Origin of the sequence: Alteromonas sp. RW2A1 (genome assembly GCF_001886475.1) — a bacterium.
Taxonomy (GTDB): domain Bacteria; phylum Pseudomonadota; class Gammaproteobacteria; order Enterobacterales; family Alteromonadaceae; genus Alteromonas; species Alteromonas hispanica.
In genome coordinates this window covers 1,144,073-1,168,584 of the sequence record NZ_CP018031.1, presented here as the reverse complement: position 1 = coordinate 1,168,584, position 24,512 = coordinate 1,144,073, and the positions used below count along the sequence as shown (strand labels likewise).

The following is a 24,512-nucleotide window of genomic DNA, read 5'->3' as shown; positions in this document are numbered from 1 at the left end:
ATACAAAACGAGCAAAACATGCCCTTGAACAAAACACTTCCCAATATTGTTGTGCTTACCGGAGCAGGTATATCGGCGGAATCTGGATTAAAAACATTTCGAGATAACGATGGTCTTTGGGAAAACCACAGCGTTGAGGAAGTCGCCACGCCTGAGGCTTTCAAACGTAATCCCGATTTAGTTTACCGATTTTATAATGCGCGTAGAGCTCAGCTGCAAGAGGATAAGGTAAAGCCTAATTCAGCACATCATGCACTTGCGAAGCTAGAGCAGCGGTGGCAAGACAAAATGGTGTTGGTAACACAGAATGTAGATAATTTGCACGAGCGAGGGGGCAGCGAGCGTGTTTTACATATGCATGGTGAATTGCTTTCGGCAAGATGTGGGTTTTCTCTAAAAACGTTTGATTGGGAAGCGCCATTTGATCATACAACGCCATGTCCTTGTTGCAACACCAATAACCTCAGGCCCGATATCGTTTGGTTTGGTGAAATGCCTATGTACATGGACGATATTTATGCACATCTTTCCAATGCTGATATCTTTATTGCTATTGGCACCTCAGGGAATGTTTACCCGGCCGCCGGGTTTGTTCAATTAGCAAAGAGTAGTGGTGCTCATACCATAGAGGCAAATCTCGAGCCTGGGAGTTCTAATGCGCTTTTTGACGAATCACTAACGGGTAAAGCTTCAGAAATTGTACCTATGTGGGTAGATGAACTACTTGAACAATATGGATTTTAAAGACTAGCCAAATGCCTTACCTCAACGAATTTTTAACTATTGCGCTTGTTCATCTTGTCGCAGTTGCAAGCCCGGGGCCAGACTTCGCTATTGTAGTGAGAAACAGTGTCGCTTACGGCAGACGTATTGCGCTTTACACCAGTGTAGGCATTGGTGCTGCTATTTTGTTGCACGTGGCGTATTCTCTGGTGGGCTTAAGCGTAGTGATAGCAACCACGCCATGGCTATTTAAAACCTTCAGCTATTTGGCCGCGGCCTATTTACTGTATCTTGCCTTTGGTGCACTGCGTAGCAAACCAAATAATGACGCAGTCACCTCAGATCAAGACCAGCCAAAAGCTATGATTTCGGCTAAAAAAGCCCTTTGGATGGGCTTTTTAACCAATGGTCTAAACCCTAAAGCAACCTTGTTCTTTTTGTCATTGTTTACCGCTATCATCAGCATTGAAACCCCTTTTGAAGTGCGGTTAGCCTATGGCGTTTACTTGGCTGTTGCTACCGGTTTGTGGTTTTCCTTTTTGTCGTTCATGTTGAGTACGGGAAAAGTGGCAGAATTTATTGGTAAGAAAGGCTATTGGTTAGATCGTGCCATGGGGGTTTTGCTCGTTGGACTAGCGGTTAAGCTGGTAGCGGGTTAAAAACGAATAATAGTATGCGAACAAGCATTCATGTGCGCGAATTGTTATACTCTGCGCGGTTCTCACGTATGTACTATAGGAATGATGTGAAAGACGTAAATTCTGATCGCTTAAACACGACATTAGCAAAGCAGTATAATTTTGATGTGAAAGCACTGCTGAAAAAAGCTTCTGAGTTAACGAAAGCCAACTTTTCTCCTTTGCTTCAAAGCAGTATTGTTATGTTTCTCACGTTTGTTGTGATGGGTGTCATTGCTCAGCGTTTTATAACCGTTAATGGCGACGGCAGCTATGTGATAGAACACCAATCAATTATTGAAATTGTAGCAATTTGTTTGGTTTCACCGCTGATAACTGGCTTATATATGGCCGGTGTTAAGCACGCGAGGGGCGAAAGTACTACCGTATTTTCGGTGTTCGCTTATTTTCCTCTTTTATTCCTTGTAGCGCTAACACAGTTGATAAACAGTATTTTGGTACAGCTAGGTGTAGTGTTGCTTATTCTTCCTGGCGTTTACTTTTACTTAGCTTCGTCATTTTCTCTCATGCTGGTTGCAGACAGAAAACTAACGCCAATTAGTGCCATTATTCTCTCTTGTCGCGTATTCAACGCATACTGGAAACAGATGCTGGGGATATTTGGTGTCTTTTTTCTTTTGTTTGCCACAGTGCCACTTACTTTCGGCCTGTCGCTTATTTGGGTCTTGCCATTTTATTTCAGTACTATGGGCCTTATTTATGAGGAGCTGGTAGGCGAGCAGGGGGCAAACGTAATAACATCAGGAAGCGACGTTAAAGAGTCGAATTTTAATGCATAAACGCGAAACCTTTAAGATTGTCCTCATAACACTGGGTGTTTTGGCGGTCATAGTGATCAACGCGATAATTTTCAAAGAGGGTACGCCAGATATTCTGGACGTGCCGCAAACCGTTAAGGCTAATAAGCCGGTACCAGACTTTTCTAAATACAACCAAATAGCAGAAAAGAAGGCTGCGTTTTTCGACTATCTAAGGCCAGAGGTAGAAAAACAAAATGCGTATCTGCTTACGCTGCGTCATTATGTTCAAACTTTATATCGCAAGGCGCTGGCGGATGAGTCGTTTAGCGAAGAGGATATTTCTCGACTGGCATGGCTAGAAAAAGAATATAGAGTTGATGCAGAGCTGCCCCTTAAAACAAGGCTGCTTAATTTACTACAGAAAATTGATGTCTTGCCTGTGGAACTGGTACTTGTTCAAGCTGCAAATGAATCAGCTTGGGGAACTAGCAGGTTCGCCCGCAAGGGGTATAACTTTTTTGGGTTATGGTGCTTCACAAAAGGCTGTGGTTTTGTGCCTAACAGACGAAATGATGACGCATCTCACGAAGTGGCTAAGTTCGAAAATTTATCTCAGGCGACTTATACCTATATGCGTAATTTGAACAGGCATGATGCTTATAAAGATTTACGCGAAATCCGCAGTCGCTTGCGCGCAAATCAAATTGCCATTAGTGGCGTAGCGCTTGCAGAGGGTCTGATGAAATACTCTGAGAGAGGAGCGGCATACGTGGAAGAATTACAAAATATGATCAAGTACAACGAGGAGTTTTTAAGCGAATGATACGGGTAGCTTTGGTGTTGCTTTTAGGGCTTATGACGGTTGATTCAACGGCGGAAACCATTGACGTTGAATATAGCCGGTTTTATAGCCATGTTAAAAAATTAGATAACGAAGACACCCAAGCTTTGCAGTTTGCGTTTGGTTTTCTTCGCGTCGGCGAAGGGCGCTTATGTGGCGTAAGTAGTGCTGAAATTGTCACAGATAAAAAAACGATGTCATTAGATGTCAGCGACGAGGGGCGATTTACCGTACCTACTGAAAGAGCACTTAAACTTGCCGACGCGCTTGTGCGAATTTCCCTTGATGAAGCCGCTAACGTGTGCGACATGTCCGTTCAATTGGAAACCAAACCTGAATATCTCAAAACCCGCTACACCCAAGAGGAACTTGAGTTTATTTATTCGCAATATGAAGCGTTTTTCAACGAAATGGGAAGTTTTCTATCTTTTATGATGCCAACGGTAAAAGGGCTGATGATTCAATTTAGGGATGAGAATCTAGACCACACTACACCTCAAGGTGTCACCATTAATAATGGCGTTTTGCACCTTGAACAAGAGTGGATCAGTGAGGCGAGGGGGTTGTCATTACCTCAAGCCCCTCTTCGTATTACTGCTATGGCCTCAAGTTAATAGCTGGTAGCGAATTTGTTCTGCGAGTCGGGTGATGGTTTCTTCACCCTTCTGGCAAAGCTCTTCTGCGCGGTGAAACTCCATAATACCCACATCGGTGAGTTGAGGCTCTATAAGAATGTCAGGTGGGTCTCCGGCGAGACGGGAGCGCGTTACACGAGCCTGCAGTATCTCCAATGAGCTGCTCATTACGCTCATTATACCCGGCGGATTTTTCTTATTCACCTTTGCTGGTACTTCGGTAAATTCTTCTTCTACTTTTTCAATAACCTCAGCGCCCAGTGAATCGCTATTTTCTTGTGAATGACCATCGTTCTGTGACTCATCTTCCGATTTACTATCAGGGGTAAACCACTGCTTGAGAACGTTCTGGCTTTTGGTGAAAAAGTCTTCGGTTTTTTGCTGGTTATCTTCGTGATCCTTGCGAAGTTTTTCTAAGCGAAGAGGTCTAAAGTCGGCGTTGAGGTTTACTGCGATTACAAAATCTGCTCCCAACTGTCGACATAAATTCACAGGCACCGGGTTAACGACAGCCCCATCAACAAGCCAGCGGTCTTCGTAAGCAACCGGAGAGAAAAGTGCAGGGATAGCACAAGAGGCCTGAATAGAATTACCAACCGGGCCAGAGTCGAATACCACCTCACGCCCAGTATATAAATCGGTAGCGACAGAAGCGAAAGGCTTGTTCATTGCCTCATAGCTGTCTGCACAAAATTCACTGGCCAATTTGTCGAAGACTTTTTGGCCGCTTGCAAGGCCGCCTCGACGCAAACCAACGCCCATTAGTGCAAGCACCTGCCAATCGCTGAGCGAGCAGGCCCATTCTTTTAAGCCTTCTAGTTTGCCGCTAGAGTAGGCTGCTCCAACATATGCACCAATAGAACAGCCCGCCACAATGTCAATCTTAACACCCAGCTTTTCAAGAGCTTGTATAATTCCAATATGGGTCCAGCCTCTTGCTGCACCAGCTCCTAATGCAATTCCAATTTTCATTAACGTGGTTCCATAATGTTTACTATGTCGATAACTTCAGAAGAGTCTGGCATTTGAGCGTTATCAGGCACATTAAATGTAGGCTGGTCGAAACCAATATCACCGTCTTTTACGGGCCCTTCCTGAGTAGTAATAGACTTAAAGTCATATAAGTTACTGTCAACTAAGTGCGAGGGAGCGACATTTTGAAGTGCACTGAACATAGACTCAATGCGGCCAGGAAAGCGTGCGTTCCAATCTTGCAACATGCCCTTGATATGCTGTCGCTGTAGATTTTCTTGCGAACCACATAAGTTACAGGGAATAATGGGAAAGTCGGAGGCTTCTGAATACGCCTTAATATCGTTTTCAGTGCAGTAGGCTAGTGGGCGTATAACAATGTGTTCGCCATTGTCGCTCACTAGTTTTGGCGGCATTGATTTTAACTTCCCACCATGGAACATGTTGAGAAAGAAAGTTTCCAGCATGTCATCGCGGTGATGGCCAAGGGCTATTTTTGTTGCACCAAGTTCTTTTGCCGTGCGATATAGAATACCTCTGCGCAATCTTGAGCAAAGCGAACACGTGGTTTTTCCCTCTGGGATTTTATCTTTAACAATGGAATAGGTGTCTTCTTCCACTATTTTGTAATCTACATTTACGCTGTCCAAGTAATTAGGCAAGATATGTTCAGGAAAGCCAGGCTGCTTTTGGTCTAAATTTACCGCGATAATGTCAAAGTGGATAGGCGCAACACGTTTTAAGAACATGAGTATATCGAGCATGGTATAGCTGTCCTTGCCACCGGACAAACACACCATTACCTTGTCGTTTTCTTCAATCATGCCAAAGTCGGCTATCGCTTTACCCACATTACGGCGAAGACGCTTTTGTAGCTTATTGAAACTGTGCTTTTGCTTACTTTCCTGCGCAGCAGAAGACGACGTATTAGCGCCGTTAGTGCCTAAACTCATAATTAACTAACTTGGTTCGTGTAAAAGCCGCCATTATACAATAAAGCGGCTTTTGTTAACTACGGTTGTGTCCAGAATTTCTTCAACCGATTGAGGGCGAAACAAATGTCTCAGCGTTGCTAGATCGTATAAGGCGATACAAACCCGTTAGGTTTAATTGCTAATACATCACAGTTAAGAGCATCAATAACGTGCTCTGCGGTGTTGCCTATTAGCGCGGCAGATATACCAACCCGTCCTACCGTGCCTATGATCACCAGTTCGGCATCTATGTCCTTGGCAACTTGAGGGATAACGCGTTCAGGTAAACCTTCTTTTACGATACATTTGTCAGGAGCAACCCCATGTTTCGCCGCGTGTTTGTCCATTTCATCATGATGATGATTTTTAACTGCGCTGTGATATTTGTCAGAATCGAACTCTGGCACCTCAATGGCAATATTCAACGGTGTGGAAGGGTAACTATTCACTAAGTTAACGTGGCCTTTTAACAGCCTTGCATACTCGTTCGCGATCACGGTTATTTTGTCGTTGAGTGCAGCATGTTCCTCATCTTCACTGCCTACATTCACTGCAGCTATTATTTCGCCATCTTCCGGCCAGTCGTGCTCTTTTACAAGGAGAACAGGGCGAGGACACTTTCTCATTAGATGCCAGTCGGTTGGCGTAAACAACACTGAGGCGATGTCGTCGTGGTCTTTCGTTGCTTTAACCACTAAGTCTATTTGGTTATTGAGTGCGTAGTAAATGATGGCTTCGTGGGCTCTGTTATTCCACTCAACAACAATATCAATGTTGGAAAAGCCTTGTTCCTTTAATTGTTCCCCAAGCCACTTCGATTGATCCTTTGTAACTGCGTCTCGCATAGTATCACGCTCGTCGGGACTAAGCATGGTCGTCATATCATAAGAGAGGTCATAAACTACCATCATGGCAGTCACGGTGGCGCCGGTTTTTGAGGCAAGTTCAAGAGCTCGACTTAATGCGGGCTGATTATCTCGCTCTGAATCAACAATTGCCAAAATGTGATTACACTCAATCATAATGTCTCCTTCTTATGAAGCAATACATTAAGTGTAATAGACAATAGCGAAAGTGTGGGTTGTTTTAGATCAATATTTTAACAGTTGCAACGGTTAAGCTGTTAACCGTTGCAAACAATACTGGGGCCTTTTAGCGCAGTTACCTTGCCATCAATAGCATCGAAGTCGAGGATAGTAATCAGTTTCCCATCTACTTTTATCAGCTTTTCTTTTTGAAAACGGCTTAACAAACGACTAATGGTTTCAATGGTAAGACCCAGGTAATTACCAATTTCATTACGGGTCATTGTAAGATGAAACTCTCGGAGTGAAAAACCACGCTCTTCAAAACGCTGAGAAAGATGAGAGATGAAATAGAGCAAGCGCTCCTCGGCTGTTCGTTTATTGAGCATCATGATCATGTCGTGATCTTGTTTTATCTCAGCACTCATAAAGCTCATAATCTGATGGCGTAATTTAGGAAACTGAACTGCCATCTCATCTAGTGTTTCGTAGGGTAATTCGCAAACCATGGCGGTTTCTAACGCCTGAGTATAACTTTGATGCCTACTTTCGCGCAGTGCGTCGAAACCGACGATGTCACCAGGAAAATGGAAGCCAGTAATTTGCTCTTCGCCGTCTGAATTGGTAACAAATGATTTAAACGAGCCCGTTCTTACTGCAAACAATGAAGTAAAGGTATCGCCATTGTTTATTAGCGTGTCGCCTTTATGCAGAGGTTTTTTACGCTCAATGATATCGTCTAACGATTCGATTTCTGTCTTATTCAAAGCCACTGGCAAACATAAATGACTAAAGCTGCAGTTTTGACAGTGGATAGAGAATCCGCTTCCTTTGCTCATAATTTCTATTCTCTTAGGATGAACATGGGTATATGTTACAACACCATTTAAGATAATGCGCTATAAATAAGATAAGCTGCATACAAGGCCATGGCCGATGCAATACCTTGACGCACAATAATGTGTCTAAAGCCTCTCACAATATACTGGCTGCCAGCGCCCACAGCAAGTAATGTTGGCAATGTGCCCAAACCAAAAAAGAACATAATTCCAGCGCCTTGTATCGCAGAGCCTGCAGCAAGAGACCAAGTTAAAGTGGAATATACAAGCCCACAGGGTAACCACCCCCAAAGAAAGCCATAAGGTATTGCGCTTAAGGGCGTTTTAAACGGGAGAAAGCGTTTTGAAATGGGCTGAACATATTTAAATAGATGCTTTCCTGCACTTTCAAGCGCTGTTAATCCAGTCCACCACTTCCCTAAATAGCAAGCAAGTAGGAAAAGCATCACACCGCTTAGCAAAGAAAGGACGTAATTCGCTAGTGGTACAAAATCGGTGGCTATTTTACCAAGAGCGCCGGTAATCGCACCAGCAAGTGTATAGCTTGCAATACGGCCACTGTTGTAAGCAAGGGTGAAAGGAAGTGCAGGCTTATCTTTCGGAGTTACCATGCGCAAGGCAGATACTATGCCCCCGCACATACCAACGCAGTGAACCCCGCCAGCTAGTCCAATAAGGAATGCAGAAAGATAGCTAATCTGATCCATTTTTTTCGTTTTCTTGCTGAATTCGCTTGCGCTGTTCTGCGAGTTTCTTTTCCTCAGGTGAGAGGTCATCGTCGAACAAAATACTGTAGCCCTGTCGATCTAGATCTTCAAACTGATTCGATTTTACCGCCCAAAAAAAGATTACCACGGCAAGGGCGACAATAATAATAGCGATAGGAATAAGTACATAAATAATGCTCATGCTATTTGCTCAATAATCGGGTTGAATTGGTAACGACAATAATACTGCTTAATGACATGCCAACAACGGCCATCCACGGCGACAAAAGCCCTGAAACCGCAAACGGTAGAATGATCAGGTTATACAGCACAGACCATCCGATATTTTGACGAATTTTCGTTTTTGCCTTGTGGGCAGTTTCAATTAACAGTGGGACGGAAAGAAGCTGGTCGCCAAGAAGAATAACATCTGCGGCAGTTTTAGCTACATCCGTTGCATTGCCTACCGCAATAGCTACATCGGCGCTGGCAAGAACCGGAGCGTCATTAATACCATCTCCCATCATCATCACTTTCTTATTGCGTGACTGAAGCAGCCGTACCTCTTCAAATTTCTGCTCAGGAGTAAGTCCACCCATTGCCATCGAAACGGGTAGGGAAGCGGTTAGTTCGTTTACGTTTTGTTGTGTATCGCCACTTAACACGACCAAGTCATTATGAACGGCAAGTGCATCTAATGTGGTTTTGGCGTCTTTTCGTAGACTATCGCTTACTTGAAACGCCGCTACTAATTTGCCGTCTGTGGCTAAATATACATTGGCTGATATCGGCAACGACTCGGGACTTATCTCACAAAATGCCGCCGAACCCATTGTAAAATTAGCGCCGTTTATTTCGCCACTAATTCCGCCGCCCGGAGTGACTGAAAATTGGCTTACCCTGTGTAATACATCGCCAGAGAAGGCATTGGCAATAGGGTGCTCAGAACGTGATTCTAGAGCAACCGAAATTTCCCACGCTTTGGTGCTGTCGACCGTGTCTGCGTACCAGTCTTGCTTGATGCTAAACTTTCCTTGCGTGAGAGTACCGGTTTTATCAAGAGCAACGGTATTTATCGTGGTAATTTGCTCTAGGGCGTCAGCCCTTTTTAACAGAATGCCTTGTTTGTTGAGTTTTGCCATTGCGCAGGTTAATGCAGAAGGCGTAGCAAGGCCTAGAGCACAAGGACAAGTGGCTACTAATACAGAAATGGTGATCCAAAAAGCATCAGCATTGCCGTTATAGGTCCAGTAGCTATAGGTTAATAATGCGATTAACAAGACTGCACTGACAAAGTATCTCGAAAACTCATCGGCCAGTTGCGCAGCTTTTGGTTTACTTGCCATGGCGCTGGCCTGAAGGCGCATTATTTGATTTACCAAGGCATTTTTGAGTGTATGTGTAACCGTTACCGTTAGCGTCCCGTCACGGCAAATTGTGCCGCCGTAAACGGTACTTTTGGCATGTTTTACGACAGGATCAAATTCTCCTGTTAGCATAGATTCGTCGACAGACGCACTACCTTCTTCAACTAGCCCGTCAACAGGAATGGTAGCGCCCGGTTTTATTACCACCACATCATTGGGTTTAAGCTGCTTTGCCAAGCATTCACTCATGCTTCCGTCGGGCAGCAATTTAGTTGCTGATACTGGAATATATTGCATCATATTTGCAGATATCTGTGCGGCACGATGCCGACTTCTGTGCTCTAAAAATCGACTTAGAAGCAACAGAAATATAAACATACAGATAGACTCAAAATACACTTCTCCTTGTTCGAGCAGTGTAGAGCGAATGCCCGCAATGTAGGTGCCGAAGATGGCTATTGTGACTGGCACGTCCATATTCACGGTTCTGGCGCTTAAGGCTTTTGCTGCACCCACATAAAAAGTACTCCCCGAATACAGCACCACGGGTGTGGTTAGCGTTAAGGCTACCCAGTAAAAATATTGACGAGTTTCTAATTCAATAGCGCCAAACCAGTCGAAGTAAAGGCCCGTCATTAGCATCATTACCTGCATGGTCATGATGCCGGCTAAACCAAGCTTTTTAATAAATACCTTTTCTTCACGTTTGTAACTGGCTTCATGCTCGTCGGGGTGGAAGGGAGAACCGGAGTATCCAATTCGCTTCAGAGTGGAGAGAATTTGGCTTAACTTAATTTTTGATTCTGACCAAGTGACTAATGCTCTGCGCTCTTGAACATTAACAGCAACCTGCTGTATGCCGTTCACTTTAGCGAGTTGCTTTTCAATCAACCAACCACACGCAGCACAAGTAATACCCTCGAGAGTTAATTGAATTTGCTTGTGCTGCCCCTCATCGTAAACAAACTCGTCTTGAAGGGTTGGGTCGTCGTACACTTTTAGTCTATCGAGAGTGTCGAGAATGCTATCATCCGATTTTTGCGCGGGCTCTGTTCTAAACTGGTAATAATCTTCTAGGCCGTTGTTAACAATGGCTTCAGCAACGGCTTGACAACCAGGGCAACACATTTGCCTGGTTGCACCCAGTACAACAGTTTCATAACATTTGTCGTCATCATTGGGTAAACCGCAGTGATAACAGTTGGTCTCTTTCATTAAGGATTAAACTTTATAACGTCGGTATTAGGAAGTATCAGTGTGTTCTCTATTTTCCAGCTTTCATCTACAGGTGTTAGAGATACCTTCCATTTTCCATCTAAGTTCTCTTCTATGTAACCGCGATAAATACCGTTGGCGTCGCGGCTGAGTAGGGTACTTACGTCTTTTTCTTCTAGCGTGACGTGGTAGAAATTAAGTTTTAAGGCATTGCCCTCTGCTGGAATACCAGAATGGAATTCCAGCGCAATACTGCCATCGTTGATAGTGAGATCTGACGTCATATTAAGTCTGCGAGCAACATCTTCCTTATCCAGACGAGCATTAATAGCTTTACCTTCTTTGTAATAGTCATCAACCACTAAACTGTCTTCGGTTGAAATCGCAAGATTTAAAAGTACGCCGCCCATAACCGCTGTTATCACAGGTACAGCAATAAGAAACCAGGGCCAAAATTGTTTATACCAAGGTGTATTCATTAATAGATAATCTCGATGTTATTTGCTAACTGCATACGCATAGACACTCTTTTGTTTTACTTTTTTCTGCTTTGCTATTTTTAGGGCGTCAGTTGTACTCAACTACTGCCGCGCTATAAAAACACAAAAATATCTATGGGTATGACGTTAATCTAGATGTGAACGTAAATTCCTTTTCCATCAAATCCTTAAGCATCAATTCCTTTAACATTCACGCTGTCGTATTTTCTCATATCGAGTAGGGTGAGGCTTGCGCCTCATCCCTCTCACAGAACCGTACGTACGGGCCTCGTATACGGCTCCTGCATACTTCATATCACTTGCTAGCCCTTGCCATTCGGATTATCTTCCCCTCAGTCAGGGTGATTCAGGTTTCTTTCAACCTGACGGGTTTGCCAGCTTCGCTGGGCAAACAAAAAAAGCCCCGCAGTAACGGGGCTTTTTGCGATATTTAGCGATTCATATATTAATCATTTGAAAGGCTGTAAACATAGGCTGCAACGACATGAATTTTGTCTTCACCTAGAGTTTTCTTAAACGCTGGCATTACGCCATTACGACCATAAGTAAGCGTTTCTGTCACTGCTCTGTGACTGCCGCCGTATAGCCAGATGTTGTCTGTAAGGTTAGGAGCGCCAAGCATTTGATTACCCTTACCATCCATACCGTGGCATGCAGCACATGCAGCAAAGCGGGCTTTACCTGCTTTCGCAAGCTGTGGATCTACATCACGTCCGCTCAGACTTAGTACGTAGTTAACCACTTCGTCTATGCCGTCTTCGCCCATAGCATCCAGCCATGCTGGCATTGCAGCGCGTCGACCGTTTATCAGCGTCTCAACAATTTTGTCACCTGAACCGCCATACAACCAATCGTCGTCGGTAAGGTTAGGGAAGCCGCCGTTTTGACCGCGAGCATCAGAACCGTGGCACTGAGAGCAATTCTGTAGGAACAAACGCTGACCTACTTTGTTTGCCTCTGGATCATTCGCCAGCTCTTCAACCGGAATTTGCGCATAAGCTTCGAAAATTGGGTCAAATTTATCGGCCGCATAGTCTAACTCGCGGTCGTATTGAACCAATCTGCCTTGCTCTTTTGCGTCAATTCGCGCTTGCATAGACTCTTCTAAAGACTGAATATTTTGGTGAGAGCTCTTCCAACCTAATAAACCTTCGTAAGCACCTAAACCGGGATAAAGTGCCAGATATAAAAAGCCCCAAACGATGGTGATGTAGAACATAATTGTCCACCAGCGAGGAAGTTGATTATTCAACTCCTCGATACCATCAAATTCGTGACCCATTGACTCTCCTTCTGGTACACCTGTCTGGTTAGAAAGACACCAGCGCAGAAGGAAGTAGCAACCAATGATTGACCCTATGGTTATCACTGAAATCCAAATTGTCCAAAACATACTCATGAGTTCAAGACTCCTGCTAATCTTCTTTTGATTTTTCTTTTTCTTCGTCTGCAAACGGTAGGTTTGCGGCTTCATCAAACTTTTGCTTGTTGCTGCTACTAAATGCCCACCAAACTATGCCAATGAAGCAAACAAAGACGATGATAGTAAAAATGCTGCCTATAATTCCTTGGTCCATATTATTTCAAATGTGTGCCAAGAGATTGTAGATAAGCAATAAGGGCCTGCATTTCTGATTTACCCTGTACTGCCGCTTTTGCTCCTGCGATATCTTCATCGGTGTAAGGAACACCAAAGCCGCGGAACACTTCCATTTTCTCTGCAGTCAACTCGCCGTTAAGCGTGTTTTCCGCTAGCCAAGGAAAACCTGGCATATTCGATTCTGGAACAACATTGCGAGGATTAAGCAGGTGAACACGATGCCACTCGTCGCTGTAACGACCACCAACGCGAGCAAGGTCAGGGCCAGTACGTTTTGAACCCCAAAGGAAAGGGTGTTCCCATACTGATTCACCAGCAACACTGTAGTGACCGTAACGCTCTGTTTCTGCGCGGAAAGGGCGAACCATTTGACTGTGACAACCTACACAGCCTTCACGGATGTAAATGTCGCGGCCTTCTAGCTCAAGCGCTGTATATGGACGTAAGCCCTTTACCGGTTCCATTGTTTGCTGCTGAAACATCAACGGCGTGATTTGAACCATGGCACCAAAGCTGATTGCAACCAAGATCAATACGGTTAAAAGGCCAACGTTTTTTTCAATTAACTCATGTGGATTTTTCATTATTCGTCTCCTCAGTTACGCCGGCTGTGTCGCTGGGTCTATAGCGATACTGCCTTTAGGGGCACGAACAGTCTTCCATGTGTTGTAAGCCATAACGAGCATGCCCGCAACAACGAAACAACCACCAATGAAACGAACCACGTAGAATGGCTTAGACGCCTCTAGCGATTCAACAAAGCTGTATGTCAGCGTACCGTCAGCGTTTACTGCGCGCCACATTAAACCTTGAAGTACACCCGACATCCACATTGCTACGATGTAAAGTACAACACCGATCGTTGCGAACCAGAAGTGAACATTAACAAGACGCGTGCTGTACATTGCTGGCTGGTTAAATAGCACTGGAATTAAGTGGTAAACAGAGCCGATTGACACCATAGCAACCCAACCTAACGCACCAGAGTGAACGTGTCCGATAGTCCAGTCTGTGTAGTGTGATAGTGCATTTACTGTTTTTATTGCCATCATAGGGCCTTCGAAGGTAGACATACCATAGAAAGACAGTGAAACAATAAGGAAACGCAGTACAGGGTCGGTACGTAGTTTATGCCATGCGCCAGATAGCGTCATTATACCGTTAATCATTCCGCCCCAAGAAGGCACGAATAGAATGATAGACATCACCATACCAAGTGACTGCGTCCAATCTGGAAGAGCAGTGTAGTGCAAGTGGTGAGGGCCAGCCCAAATATAAAGAGAAATCAGTGCCCAAAAGTGAACGATTGACAATCTGTATGAGTAAACCGGACGGCCAGCTTGCTTAGGAACGAAGTAGTACATCATGCCTAAGAAACCTGCGGTTAAGAAGAATCCAACCGCGTTGTGGCCATACCACCACTGCATCATAGCGTCTACAGCACCTGCATATAGGGAGTAAGACTTGGTGAACGATACTGGAATCACCATGCTGTTACCAATGTGCAGAACTGCAACAGTAAGCATGAACGCACCTAGGAACCAGTTGGCTACGTAAATATGGGATACTTTTCGAATAACCAGCGTACCAAAGAAATTAATGATATAGGCAATCCAGACAAGGGCAATCAGGATATCGATTGGCCATTCAAGTTCCGCGTATTCTTTAGAGCTGCTTAAACCCATAGGTAGGGTAATAACAGCCAAAACGATAACGGCTTGCCAGCCCCAGAAGGTAAATGCAGCGAGCTTGTCACTGAACAACCTAACTTGGCAGGTACGTTGAACGATGTAGTACGACGTCGCAAATAATGCGCAGCCGCCAAAGGCAAAGATAACAGCGTTAGTGTGCAAAGGACGCAAACGCGAAAAAGTTAGCCATGGTGTGTCAAAGTTGAGCATAGGTGCAAATAATTGCGCGGCAATGAATACCCCCAGTCCCATACCAATGATACCCCAGACTATAGTCATGATGGTAAATTGCCTAACTACTTTATAATTGTAATCAGGTTGTGCTTGGCTTGTCTCACTCATTTTAATGAATCTTCCACTTCAAATGAACTATGGTCTCCAACTGCCAAAATAGTGCGGTTGAAACGCGTATCATCAAATAATAACGCTTCACACCGAGCTCGGAAAGAGTAATAATTATTGTCTCCAAGCCAGTTGGTCCGCGGATAATAAGGTTTTTGATAACAAAAAGATACCATAAACTAGCTTCCCTTGATCTCTATCAATAAAGAAATACACAAAATTTAAGAAATGATAAAAAACAGTAACAAAAAAAGATCAAAATTTTTACAAAAGCAAGCTCCATTGCTTGTGATTTTGGTTGTTGCTGTGTGTGTGTACATAGCACACAGTTATCAATCTTCTTCTCACCACTCTATCGCCAGTGGCTTAAAAAGCACGTGTACTTTTAGTAATAATATTTGCGAGTTGAGTATAGACGATGAGCTCGCTGTCGCTCGCTTTTCTGAAACGCCAATCCCCGAAGAATCGATAACCTTGTCTGTGCGTCTACCAGAAGGTAAAGCAATAGAAAGTGCGTGGATTGAAGGGGTAAACATGTATATGGGAAAAATCCCGGTATTGTTTGACGAAACTGACGGCGGGGAGTGGCAAGGTTGGTTTATGCTTGGCAGCTGTAGCGAGCCGGTAATGACTTGGCAACTAAGAATAAACATAAAAAAACAGGCAGCACCAAGCTACCTGTATTTTACCACCGAGAGCTAACTCAGCTCTTTGTCTGTTACATCATGGCTTGAAGATAGTTCTGTAATCCAATACGTTTAATCAGGCCTAACTGCTGCTCTAGCCAGTGGGCGTGGTCCATTTCAGTATCATCAAGCAACACAATGAGCATATCGCGGGTAACGTAGTCGTTTTCTTGCTCGCAAAGTGCAATGACTTCACGCAGTTTCGCATCAACTTCGTATTCAACACGAAGGTCGCTTTCTAACATCTCTGGAACATCGGTACCCACTTTAAAGCCGGTACGCTTCGTCATATCCGGAGTGCCTTCCAAAAACAGCATACGTTCAATAAGCTTGGTGGCATGGCCGCGCTCATCGTCAAATTCGTGATCGATGCGCTCATACAACTTGTTGAAACCCCAATCGAGATACATTTGCGAATGAATGAAGTATTGGTCCATTGCAGCAAGCTCGTACGACAAAAGCTCATTAAGACCGTTGATGATGTTTTGATTGCCTCTCATTAGTCGTCTCCCATTACTTGCGCTTGAAGATAGTTTTCAATACCCATGGTATCAATTTGATATTCTTGAGTTTCGATCCAATCAAGATGCTCTTCTTCATACTCTAAAATATCTTCTAAAAGATCTCGTGAGACATAATCTTGCTTTTCTTCGCAGAGGGCTATGGCTTCTCGTAAAAGTGGTAGTTGCTCTTTTTCAAAACGAGCATCGCATTTCAACATTTCTTCGGTATCTTCACCGATATAAAGCTTGCCAAGCGCCTGAAGGTTAGGTAACCCCTCGAGAAATAAAATACGCTCAATGATGTCATCTGCCTGCTTCATGTCCTTGATCGACTTTTTGTAGTTCTTTTCATTAAGAACGTTAAAGCCCCAATTTTTAAACATCCGAGCATGCAGAAAGTATTGATTTATAGAGGTAAGTTCACTTGTAAGCACCTCATTCAATTTCGCTATAACTTGTCTATCACCTTGCATTGCGAATACCTTCTTAAGTAATTATGGCGAGAGTGTAGTTGATTGACTGAAGTTTGTCAAAATTTCTATAAAAAACAATGTTTTACTAATGAAAACAGTTCTCAATCAATCCTTTGTTCGCATTAGTAATGAGCTTCTCTGTTTTCTCGTACATAAGTGAGACTTTCATCAGCAAACCCTAAACCTGCCTCGGTGAAGAAGTTGAAGACTTTATCAATGCCGTTTTCTAACAGATAAGATACTTCATCTTCGTATCTGGCAATAGCGGCGACTCGACCCCGATAGCCAGCATTTTTAAGCTGTTTGGTAATGTTTATAGCATCTTGGATTGAAGGTAGTGCGAGCAATACGAGTTCCGTATTGGTTAAATCAAGGTTTTCCCAAAGATCGACATCTTCACCGTCGCCGCAAATCACGTTCAGACCGTCATCTGTCATACTTTTTATCTTCACTCTATCAGCGTCCATACCCCACACATTCACGTCGGAGAGCTTAGATAAAGCACTAAATGCTCCTTTTCCAACTCTTCCCATACCGATTACTAAAAACTCAGCACCATTAAGGGTCGGGTATATGTCTTCCTTGAGACGTTCATTTTTCTCAAATCGTTTTATTTGCTCTTTAAAGCGATTGTATTGAGAATGAGAGCCGCGATATAAAATACTGGTAATAACAAAAGATATTGATACTGCTAGCGCAATAACCACAAGCCAGGTCTCTGCGAATAACCCCATAGATACGGCAACAGCGCCTACAATCAGACCAAACTCACTGTAGTTGCCTAACACTAAACTGCTTAAATATGCAGTGCGTCCGCGTAAGCGCAATGAGGTGAATAAACCAAAGAAAAGTAGCGCTTTTAATGGAAGGAATAAGCAAAGCAGTAACGCCAAACCAACCATAGAAAGAGTAGGCAGAGCGGTAAGCCCTATAGAAAGGAAGAAACCAATTAAAAATAAATCTTTAAAACTCAGTAAGGATTTTGCGAGCTCGGTGGCTTTCTCATGGCGCGCTAGCATGGTGCCGAATATTAAGGCGCCTAAATCGCCTTTAATGTTTACCATTTCAAATAGTTGATATCCACCTAGTGCCAAAATAAACCCGGTAAGCGGAAGCAACTCACCGTGACCAGACTTATTGATCACTTTATTAATAAGCGGCATAGCAGGGAACAACGCAAGCAAGCCAAACGCATAAAGCGATGGCAACTTGCCCGTAGACGCCACGAGAAAAACAACTGCAAAAACATCTTGCATAACGAGTATCCCGATCGCCAAGCGACCGTGGCGTGTTTTGCTCTCGCCACTTTCTTCCAGTACTTTAACCACACACACAGTACTACTGAAGCTTAACGCAAAGGCTATAATCATAGCACTTTGCAAAGTGATGGCATTTTGTGTAGTTGCTACCAGGGCGGCCACCCCGTATATAGTGCAGGTTATAACACCAATCCAAACGAGAGTGTGTGTAATACTTCCCATCCACACCTCTCGACGACTTAAATCTTTAAGATTGAGTTTAAGCCCAATGGTGAAAAGCATGATGGTAATGCCCAAATCAGCAATGTGTGACAGGTCTTCTGTGAGAGAATATCCAGCAAAGTTAAGTAAAAAGCCTGCGATTAGATACCCCACCAGAGGCGGTATACCTACGAGCTTTACTGTCAATCCACATACGAAAGCAAAGAGAAGAAACGCATACTCCATGGATAAAATAACCCTATTTGTTGACAAGAAATGTCTTGGCCACTGGTCGAAATAATGACTCTAGCTGTGGCAGCCCTCAATACTATAAACATTACCACGTTACATTCGATTTTCGCACAGCATTTGTTAAATTTAGGTTATGCGTAACTTAAAAGGGTTTGACTTGAGTCAAAAATGTATGGAAAACAGATAACTTACCACTGTGTAAGACTGATCCCGTGGATGTACGCATCCATAGATATAAACTTGAGGGACAAACACTACAACTCTTGATATGTGAGTTATAGTACCTAAGCAGCGTTAGAATTTAGCAAAGGAAGAGAAATGCGAAGTACGATATTAGCTACGTTATCCATGGTGGTTGTTATAAACGTTGCAATAGGTTTTGTTCTGCCGTGGGTTTGGTGGGGACTTGTTTTAACGTGCCTACTCCTACTGGTCGCTTTATACGATGCCAACCAAGCAAAGCACGCGATACTGCGCAACTTCCCATTAATCGGCCGGGTGAGATGGGGCGTGGAGGGGCTGCGCCCCTACATTCAACAGTACATTATCGAAACAGACACGGGCGGTTCTCCTATCTCTCGAATGTTTAGAAATATCGTTTATCAGCGCGCAAAAGACAGTAGAGAGACGGTGCCTTTCGGAACACAGCTGGACACTTATGAAAACGGATACGAGTGGATGGGACACTCTTTGGCGGCTCGCGAAGTGGATGATGTAGAGCAGAACCCTCGCATTCTGGTTGGCGGCCCACACTGCAAAAAACCGTACAATGCCAGCGTGCTAAACATTAGCGCCATGAGTTTTGGAAGCCTATCAAAAAACGCCATTTTAGCACTCAACAAAGGGGCCGCAAAAGGCGGTTTTTACCACAATACGGGAGAGGGCGGTTTAACACCATATCACTTAGAGAACAATGGTGATGTGGTGTGGCAAATCGGAACAGGATACTTTGGTTGCAGAACTGAAGAAGGTGGCTTTGACGCTGCTCTATTTGAAGAGAAAGCTAAATTAGACAGTGTGAAAATGATAGAAATTAAGCTAAGCCAAGGCGCTAAGCCAGGTCATGGCGGAATTCTTCCAGCGTACAAAAACACGCCTGAAATTGCAGAGATACGAGGCGTAAAAGCAGGTACACAAGTAGATTCTCCACCTCGACACAAGGCCTTTTCCACTCCTTTAGAAATGATAGATTTTATCGAAAAGTTACGAGAGTTAAGCGGTGGCAAACCTATTGGTATCAAGTTAGCGTTGGGCCGAAAAAGCGAGTTCATTGCCATGTGTAAGGCAATGGTTGAAAAGAAAATAGCCCCCGACTTTATCACCGTCGATGGGGGCGAGGGTGGAACAGGTGCAGCTCCCTTGGAATATACTAATTCTATTGGGTTTCCGTTGCGCGACGCGCTTGCTTTCGTCGACGACTGTTTAAATGGCTTCGGACTTCGACAAGATATAAAAATAATTGCGTCTGGTAAAATTATTACCGCATTTCAATTAGCGAAAAACCTTAGCTTGGGCGCTGACTTAGTAAACAGTGCTCGGGGGATGATGTTGGCGCTGGGCTGTGTTCAATCACTATCGTGTAACACCAATAAATGCCCAACTGGCGTTGCGACTCAAGACCCTAAACTTGCGCGAGGGTTAGATGTGGAAGACAAATACCAACGAGTTTTCCGCTTTCATCAAAAAACTGTGCATGCCTTAATCGACCTTCTATCGTCTACGGGTCATGTAAATACCAATGAGCTAAACAGAACCCACATATTTAAGCGTATAGACCAGTGCAATATAGCTCGCTACGACGAAATGTTTCCGCTTGTGAAGAAAGGGTGTTTCTTAAATGATGACATTCCCGAACGCTTCAAACTTCATTTTGAAGAGGCAAATGCAGATAGCTTTATGCCATCGAGCTTGTTAGCAGAAATTGATACAGAAACGAAGGCAGTGTGATTTACACTGCCTTATTGAATTACAATTTAGCGACACTTTCAGAAGTATTAACGTGTTAGCAAGAAAGTAAATCACTAGTCGTTACTTGAATTAACTTCTTTTTCTGGTATGCGCAATTGATATAATCTGTAGTCTGTAGTGCGATAGGGCATAACTTTATACTTGGGCTGCAGATAGGCGACTAGGTCTATCAGTTCGCTTACTGTAAGTTCATCATTAATGACTCGCATAAACGAAACCCCGTCCTCACTAGTAAAGCTAGCCGGTCGTCGAGGCGTTAATTTATGTGACGGATTTATAATACTTGTAACTAACTCGCCATAGGTTTTAATTCGACCACTGCTACCGCCAAGAGGAATGGGGTGGCTAATAAGATAATTTTTATCCTCTTCTGCTGTTTCACCCGCTACAGTATGACAATCGTTGCAACCATACTTTTTAAATACCAATGCACCATTATCGGCATCACCTTCTGGTAAGCTAAACCCTCTTGGTGATTTGGCCCCTTGATCACACCCTACTATTAAAAGGCATGCAGCTAGAATGAGTGTAAAACGCATTGCGCTCTCCTTAAGTTTCACTATTGCTTCACTATTAGTATTGACCAGGATGAACTTAATAAACTTGATTTGCCTCAATACTATTGATGAAAGCATAGACTATGGTTGAAGAAGCTTACTAAAAGAGAAGGACATTAAAATGCAAACTTACGACACAATCTTAGTACCTATCGATGTTTATTCAGATTATGAACTTGTAGTTGAAAAGGCACTGGCGATTGCCAATGACAGTAAGCAACTCCATCTTCTTTATGTGGCATACCCACAAACTCATGTTGAACCTTATGGTTTCTTTTTAGAGAAGGACTTTTCTGAAGATGTAAGAGCGCAAGCGTTGGAAGTACTTAATGAAGTTGCGACAAAATATAAAATTCCGCAAACTAATGTGAATGTGGAAATTGGTTCTCCTTCAGATGAAATTCATCACTTAGCAGAAAAACTAAACGCAGACCTTATCGTGGTAGGTACGCATGGTCAAAGCGGGCTTAAATTACTGCTAGGCTCTACCGCTAACGCGGTTTTGCATGGCGTAAAAACTGACGTACTTGCAGTTAAAGTTTAGGGAAAACTTTTTGCAAAGCGAGGGCAGGAGAGATAACTAGCCTGACTGTTAATGTCAGGCCCTACTCGCGCACCCTACATAGCTTTAATCGACAGGTCGCAGCTATCATTTACCAGTGTTCTAAGGGTACTTTCTAAGTTTTTTAAATGCGAATAATGAAGTGCAGTTTCACCGCCGTTTTGAGTACTCTTAATTGTAAACACGACATCTTCATCTCGTGACGTCACAGATAGACGAACAGTGTCTTCACTCTCAACAATAGGTACGTGAAGATAAAGTGGCTCGTTATGAGAGTCTAAATATTCAACCGCTTCGGAATCGCTTTTAAAAGGGGATTGCTTTTCAGGTTGTAACTTCCATTGTGACGATGGAACGACAATTTCGGCTAGTAACTTTCCATGCTTTGAATTAATACTATTACTCATTCTGTCTCCTTAAAATACATCGTTAATCAATTAACCGTAGTGAGCCGAGGCTCTTAACGCCAGCTCTTAACGCCAGCTCTTAACTTAAGTTCTCTACATAAGTTCTCTATATAGGTTTCTTACGTAGAAAACGTCTTCTTAGTTCGATTCATTAAAGGCAAATCAAAAAAGCTGGCCCTTCGCGGGTACGCGTAACCAAAGTTTGAAGTTATATATCTGTTTTATATGAAGTTTAAGCCGAAATTCAAATTGAACGTTAGCGTTTGTGCTTTGAGGATAATTTAGCCATGCCACCGCGTTTTACATTAGCTTGCTTAGTGTAATGACCGGGCATTTCTGGTGATTGCCAACCGCCAGCTAACTGCAGTTCTGGCAGTGTTGCACCATATTCGGCTAGTGAAACTGCACCACCCACACGACCACTGTGAGGTGTAATATTTTCTTTAATTCCCGCTCGTTTCGCGATCCTCTGCCAAACCCGATAAACACTAGAATAATTGAGCACGGCCGCATGATTACTCGGAGCATTTTCGTCATAGGGTAATAGCGCTGTTTTATGATTTGTCAGTCTTCGAAATAGCACACCTTTAGAAATAGAACGGGGGTCTGAAGCGTCTCTTGTTTCAGAAGTGTGAGGGTTTACATTCGCCTCATTGATAAATTCATTAATCATTGAAAGCGTGCTTGAAGAAACATAACGATACTGCCCCTGACCACTTTGATCACTTTTAGATGAAACGACCAACACAGTATTGTTCCTATGAGATATGTGTTCAACACATACACGAACCAATTCGTCTGCGCGGAGAAGGGCATCAAACATCAGATTAATAATCGCAAGATCGCGAAGCTCTAGCAGAGAGTCAGGAATTATTTTGTTATTAATTTGCTCTACCATTTCTATAGTGAGTGGCACAGCTTGCTTGTGTGACAGCCGAAATTTTCGGTTCTCTATAAGTGATAGTCGGATAAAATCTCTCAAGTAAACGGACCGCACAATAGGATTTGGTAACTTGGCAACGCCTAAAAACTTACTTAAAGCGGAAAGCCGTCGTTTAATAGTTCTGTAGGCGAGGGGAGACTTACATAACTCTGCGACATATTGTTTTATACAATGTTCGTTATGTTCAAAGCTTTCGGTTAAGCCACCTAAGTTTTGCTGTTGACAAAAAATTGAAAATTCATTGTAGTCGCTGATATAAGCGCGCTGAGTGTTGTAAGGTAATTTAGAAAAGATATCGTTATAGTAACTGTGCATCGAATTGTAGCTTGATGCGTGTGTTACAGGCAGGAAACTAGTATGGACGCGGTCCTTTTCATCATCATTGCTATTAGAAACGTGGCTACAGTCATCATCACTTCTGTTGTCTAATTCACTGCTCAATGGAGTAAATGGAGTAAATTGAGATTCTGAGTTTGGTATTGGCAGCGAGTTATGAAAGCGATTGTTTTGTTTATTGGTTGCCATAACACCTCCAGTAGGACGTTAAATCGCGGATTGCTGCTGTGTACGTGTTAACATGCTGCAACCTCGTGTTTAAGCAGACTTAACCTCTAGCTAAATGTGGTTATATCTATTTGTTTTATAAGAGTTATTTTCGCTTTCACGCATGATAACTGTAATTATCATGCGTGAAGATACAAAATGCCAAAAAGCGAGTAATTCACGATTTTATTTCACTCTAACAACTCATAAAACTCTGAATTTTATACGGATATTCAAATTCATACCGCTTTTCGCCAAAATCGAATCTGCACGTTTACGTGATGTGCAAGATATCACAACACTGTTTTTATATACAGTTTAACTATCCAATTCTTTAAGTATATCTCTACTGCTGTGTAAAATTTAGGCGCTCGTACGTGAAATCTGAGCTGGAACTCAGGCATACGTGCCACAAATTTTAAAATAACGAAGCCTATTTATTATTGTTATTGAGCAAATAGCGTTATATATGAACCTCTCGCGTGATGAAACCTTGTTCGCTTATAGTTTATTAGCAGTGTAAAAAAGTGACCTGATATGATTGCCTAGTAAAGTGCCTAGTAAAAAGCCTAATAGAGTGCCTAGCAAAGCGGTGAACTAGCAGCGCCTTAATTAGCAGTGGTTTAACTAGCGCGACAGCTTTCTATTTTTAGCAATACCCAAACAACTTAAACCGTAGCGATTCCTTTTAAGCTGCTTGTCTATATTTGCGCTAGACTCCTTAGTATTAATTCTTTAATAGTTATCACCACCTTAAATTTTTCACCAATGATTACTATTGCGTATATACGTTAATGGTTAAAAAAGAAGAGGAGATTAAATTACAGAAAAAGATTTAACAGTTGCATAGAATATTATTCGCATCGAAAACTTTATCTATTTTGAATACTAAACCGTATTTACAAATACATGCTGTCGGCTATGTAAGCAATTTGGAAAACTAAACTTGATATGGTTTAGCTTCTTATCCGGCTTCTTATACATACTCTTAATAAAAAACTTCAAATGAAAATAACTTAGTACAAAGAAGCGAATTCTTATTCCGCATATTTCAAAAAATCATTACAGACCTTAATAATTAGAAATAGAAAATATAATCGTAAAAGTAGCTTAAACAATGTTCTTACTTGTAATTATTCCGCCAAAGATAAAACGGTTTTAAATTCTAAATTTAATATTATAGATACTTAAAATTTAAATAGGTGAGGTTCGAAGTACCAGCCCTCAATTAAACCGATCTTTATTAATCTATAAATACCCTATTTAACATAATATACATTATGCGTAAT

At 42.9% G+C, this 24,512-nt stretch carries 26 protein-coding genes; 8 read left to right on the top strand and 18 right to left on the bottom strand.

Annotated features, from left to right (window positions below):
• From cobB to BM528_RS05245, 5 genes are all read left to right on the top strand, one after another.
• A complete protein-coding gene (gene cobB / locus BM528_RS05265; protein WP_269529779.1) occupies positions 1–744 on the top strand; it encodes a Sir2 family NAD+-dependent deacetylase in 744 nt (247 codons plus the stop codon).
• A gap of 11 nt (positions 745–755) precedes the next feature.
• A complete protein-coding gene (locus tag BM528_RS05260; RefSeq protein ID WP_071978984.1) occupies positions 756–1,382 on the top strand; it encodes a LysE family translocator in 627 nt (208 codons plus the stop codon).
• An 86-nt stretch (positions 1,383–1,468) separates the two neighbouring features.
• Positions 1,469–2,200: a stress protein gene (locus BM528_RS05255; RefSeq protein ID WP_071981167.1), complete on the top strand. Its 732-nt coding sequence runs from the start codon at positions 1,469–1,471 to the stop codon at positions 2,198–2,200.
• A complete protein-coding gene (locus BM528_RS05250) occupies positions 2,193–2,984 on the top strand; it encodes a glucosaminidase domain-containing protein (protein ID WP_071978983.1) in 792 nt (263 codons plus the stop codon). The genes BM528_RS05255 and BM528_RS05250 overlap by 8 nt, the downstream gene beginning before the upstream one ends.
• Positions 2,981–3,616 carry a DUF2987 domain-containing protein gene (locus tag BM528_RS05245; RefSeq protein WP_071978982.1) on the top strand — a complete coding sequence of 212 codons (636 nt, stop codon included), beginning with the start codon at positions 2,981–2,983 and terminating at the stop codon, positions 3,614–3,616. The genes BM528_RS05250 and BM528_RS05245 overlap by 4 nt, the downstream gene beginning before the upstream one ends.
• Here BM528_RS05245 and BM528_RS05240 read toward each other — a convergent pair.
• The 12 genes from BM528_RS05240 to ccoN all read right to left on the bottom strand — a co-directional run bounded on the left by BM528_RS05240 (position 3,608) and on the right by ccoN (position 14,869).
• On the bottom strand, positions 3,608–4,609 hold the full coding sequence (locus BM528_RS05240; protein WP_071978981.1) for a patatin-like phospholipase family protein: 1,002 nt from the start codon (positions 4,607–4,609) through the stop codon (positions 3,608–3,610). The two genes, BM528_RS05245 and BM528_RS05240, sit on opposite strands and share 9 nt — an antisense overlap.
• Positions 4,609–5,562 carry a tRNA 2-thiocytidine(32) synthetase TtcA gene (gene ttcA / locus BM528_RS05235; RefSeq protein ID WP_071978980.1) on the bottom strand — a complete coding sequence of 318 codons (954 nt, stop codon included), beginning with the start codon at positions 5,560–5,562 and terminating at the stop codon, positions 4,609–4,611. The genes BM528_RS05240 and ttcA overlap by 1 nt, the downstream gene beginning before the upstream one ends.
• A 119-nt stretch (positions 5,563–5,681) precedes the next feature.
• Complete coding sequence (gene uspE, locus BM528_RS05230; protein ID WP_071978979.1) at positions 5,682–6,605, bottom strand: universal stress protein UspE; 924 nt, start codon at positions 6,603–6,605, stop codon at positions 5,682–5,684.
• A gap of 101 nt (positions 6,606–6,706) precedes the next feature.
• Positions 6,707–7,447, bottom strand: coding sequence for a fumarate/nitrate reduction transcriptional regulator Fnr (fnr, locus tag BM528_RS05225; protein WP_071978978.1), 741 nt, complete (start codon positions 7,445–7,447; stop codon positions 6,707–6,709).
• A gap of 47 nt (positions 7,448–7,494) precedes the next feature.
• Positions 7,495–8,154, bottom strand: coding sequence for a sulfite exporter TauE/SafE family protein (locus tag BM528_RS05220; RefSeq protein ID WP_071978977.1), 660 nt, complete (start codon positions 8,152–8,154; stop codon positions 7,495–7,497).
• A complete protein-coding gene (ccoS, locus tag BM528_RS05215) occupies positions 8,141–8,356 on the bottom strand; it encodes a cbb3-type cytochrome oxidase assembly protein CcoS (protein ID WP_071978976.1) in 216 nt (71 codons plus the stop codon). Before ccoS ends, BM528_RS05220 begins: the two co-directional genes overlap by 14 nt.
• Position 8,357: 1 nt before the next feature.
• Positions 8,358–10,736: a heavy metal translocating P-type ATPase gene (locus tag BM528_RS05210; RefSeq protein WP_071978975.1), complete on the bottom strand. Its 2,379-nt coding sequence runs from the start codon at positions 10,734–10,736 to the stop codon at positions 8,358–8,360.
• Positions 10,736–11,215, bottom strand: a complete 480-nt coding sequence (locus tag BM528_RS05205; protein WP_071978974.1) for a FixH family protein — start codon at positions 11,213–11,215, stop codon at positions 10,736–10,738. Before BM528_RS05205 ends, BM528_RS05210 begins: the two co-directional genes overlap by 1 nt.
• 466 nt (positions 11,216–11,681) lie before the next feature.
• Positions 11,682–12,635, bottom strand: coding sequence for a cytochrome-c oxidase, cbb3-type subunit III (gene ccoP, locus BM528_RS05200; RefSeq protein WP_071978973.1), 954 nt, complete (start codon positions 12,633–12,635; stop codon positions 11,682–11,684).
• A gap of 16 nt (positions 12,636–12,651) precedes the next feature.
• Positions 12,652–12,813: a cbb3-type cytochrome oxidase subunit 3 gene (locus tag BM528_RS05195; RefSeq protein WP_071978972.1), complete on the bottom strand. Its 162-nt coding sequence runs from the start codon at positions 12,811–12,813 to the stop codon at positions 12,652–12,654.
• 1 nt (position 12,814) lies between these two features.
• Positions 12,815–13,420, bottom strand: a complete 606-nt coding sequence (gene ccoO, locus BM528_RS05190) for a cytochrome-c oxidase, cbb3-type subunit II (RefSeq protein ID WP_071978971.1) — start codon at positions 13,418–13,420, stop codon at positions 12,815–12,817.
• 15 nt (positions 13,421–13,435) lie between these two features.
• Positions 13,436–14,869: a cytochrome-c oxidase, cbb3-type subunit I gene (ccoN, locus tag BM528_RS05185; protein ID WP_071978970.1), complete on the bottom strand. Its 1,434-nt coding sequence runs from the start codon at positions 14,867–14,869 to the stop codon at positions 13,436–13,438.
• A gap of 288 nt (positions 14,870–15,157) precedes the next feature.
• Here ccoN and BM528_RS05175 point away from each other — a divergent pair, with 288 nt between their 5' ends.
• Entirely contained in the window at positions 15,158–15,571 is a 414-nt protein-coding gene (locus BM528_RS05175; RefSeq protein ID WP_232230632.1) for a hypothetical protein, read from the top strand.
• 16 nt (positions 15,572–15,587) lie between these two features.
• Here the strand turns inward: BM528_RS05175 and bfr (BM528_RS05170) are convergent, their stop codons facing one another.
• From bfr (BM528_RS05170) to BM528_RS05160, 3 genes are all read right to left on the bottom strand, one after another.
• Entirely contained in the window at positions 15,588–16,055 is a 468-nt protein-coding gene (gene bfr / locus BM528_RS05170; protein ID WP_071978967.1) for a bacterioferritin, read from the bottom strand.
• The gene (bfr, locus tag BM528_RS05165; RefSeq protein ID WP_071978966.1) at positions 16,055–16,531 is read right to left on the bottom strand and encodes a bacterioferritin; all 477 of its coding nucleotides are present in this window, start codon (positions 16,529–16,531) and stop codon (positions 16,055–16,057) included. The genes bfr (BM528_RS05170) and bfr (BM528_RS05165) overlap by 1 nt, the downstream gene beginning before the upstream one ends.
• A 122-nt stretch (positions 16,532–16,653) precedes the next feature.
• Complete coding sequence (locus tag BM528_RS05160) at positions 16,654–18,237, bottom strand: cation:proton antiporter family protein (protein WP_071978965.1); 1,584 nt, start codon at positions 18,235–18,237, stop codon at positions 16,654–16,656.
• A gap of 324 nt (positions 18,238–18,561) precedes the next feature.
• On the opposite strand from BM528_RS05160, the gene BM528_RS05155 reads away from it, so the two are divergent.
• Positions 18,562–20,190, top strand: a complete 1,629-nt coding sequence (locus tag BM528_RS05155) for an FMN-binding glutamate synthase family protein (protein WP_071978964.1) — start codon at positions 18,562–18,564, stop codon at positions 20,188–20,190.
• Positions 20,191–20,264: 74 nt separating this feature from the next.
• Here the strand turns inward: BM528_RS05155 and BM528_RS05150 are convergent, their stop codons facing one another.
• Complete coding sequence (locus BM528_RS05150) at positions 20,265–20,750, bottom strand: c-type cytochrome (protein WP_071978963.1); 486 nt, start codon at positions 20,748–20,750, stop codon at positions 20,265–20,267.
• A gap of 139 nt (positions 20,751–20,889) precedes the next feature.
• On the opposite strand from BM528_RS05150, the gene BM528_RS05145 reads away from it, so the two are divergent.
• Entirely contained in the window at positions 20,890–21,312 is a 423-nt protein-coding gene (locus tag BM528_RS05145; protein ID WP_071978962.1) for a universal stress protein, read from the top strand.
• 74 nt (positions 21,313–21,386) lie between these two features.
• Here the strand turns inward: BM528_RS05145 and BM528_RS05140 are convergent, their stop codons facing one another.
• Both BM528_RS05140 and BM528_RS05135 read right to left on the bottom strand, forming a co-directional pair.
• Positions 21,387–21,737, bottom strand: a complete 351-nt coding sequence (locus tag BM528_RS05140; protein WP_071978961.1) for a hypothetical protein — start codon at positions 21,735–21,737, stop codon at positions 21,387–21,389.
• 256 nt (positions 21,738–21,993) lie between these two features.
• Entirely contained in the window at positions 21,994–23,205 is a 1,212-nt protein-coding gene (locus BM528_RS05135) for a tyrosine-type recombinase/integrase (RefSeq protein ID WP_232230579.1), read from the bottom strand.
• Between the last annotated feature and the right edge of the window lie 1,307 nt (positions 23,206–24,512).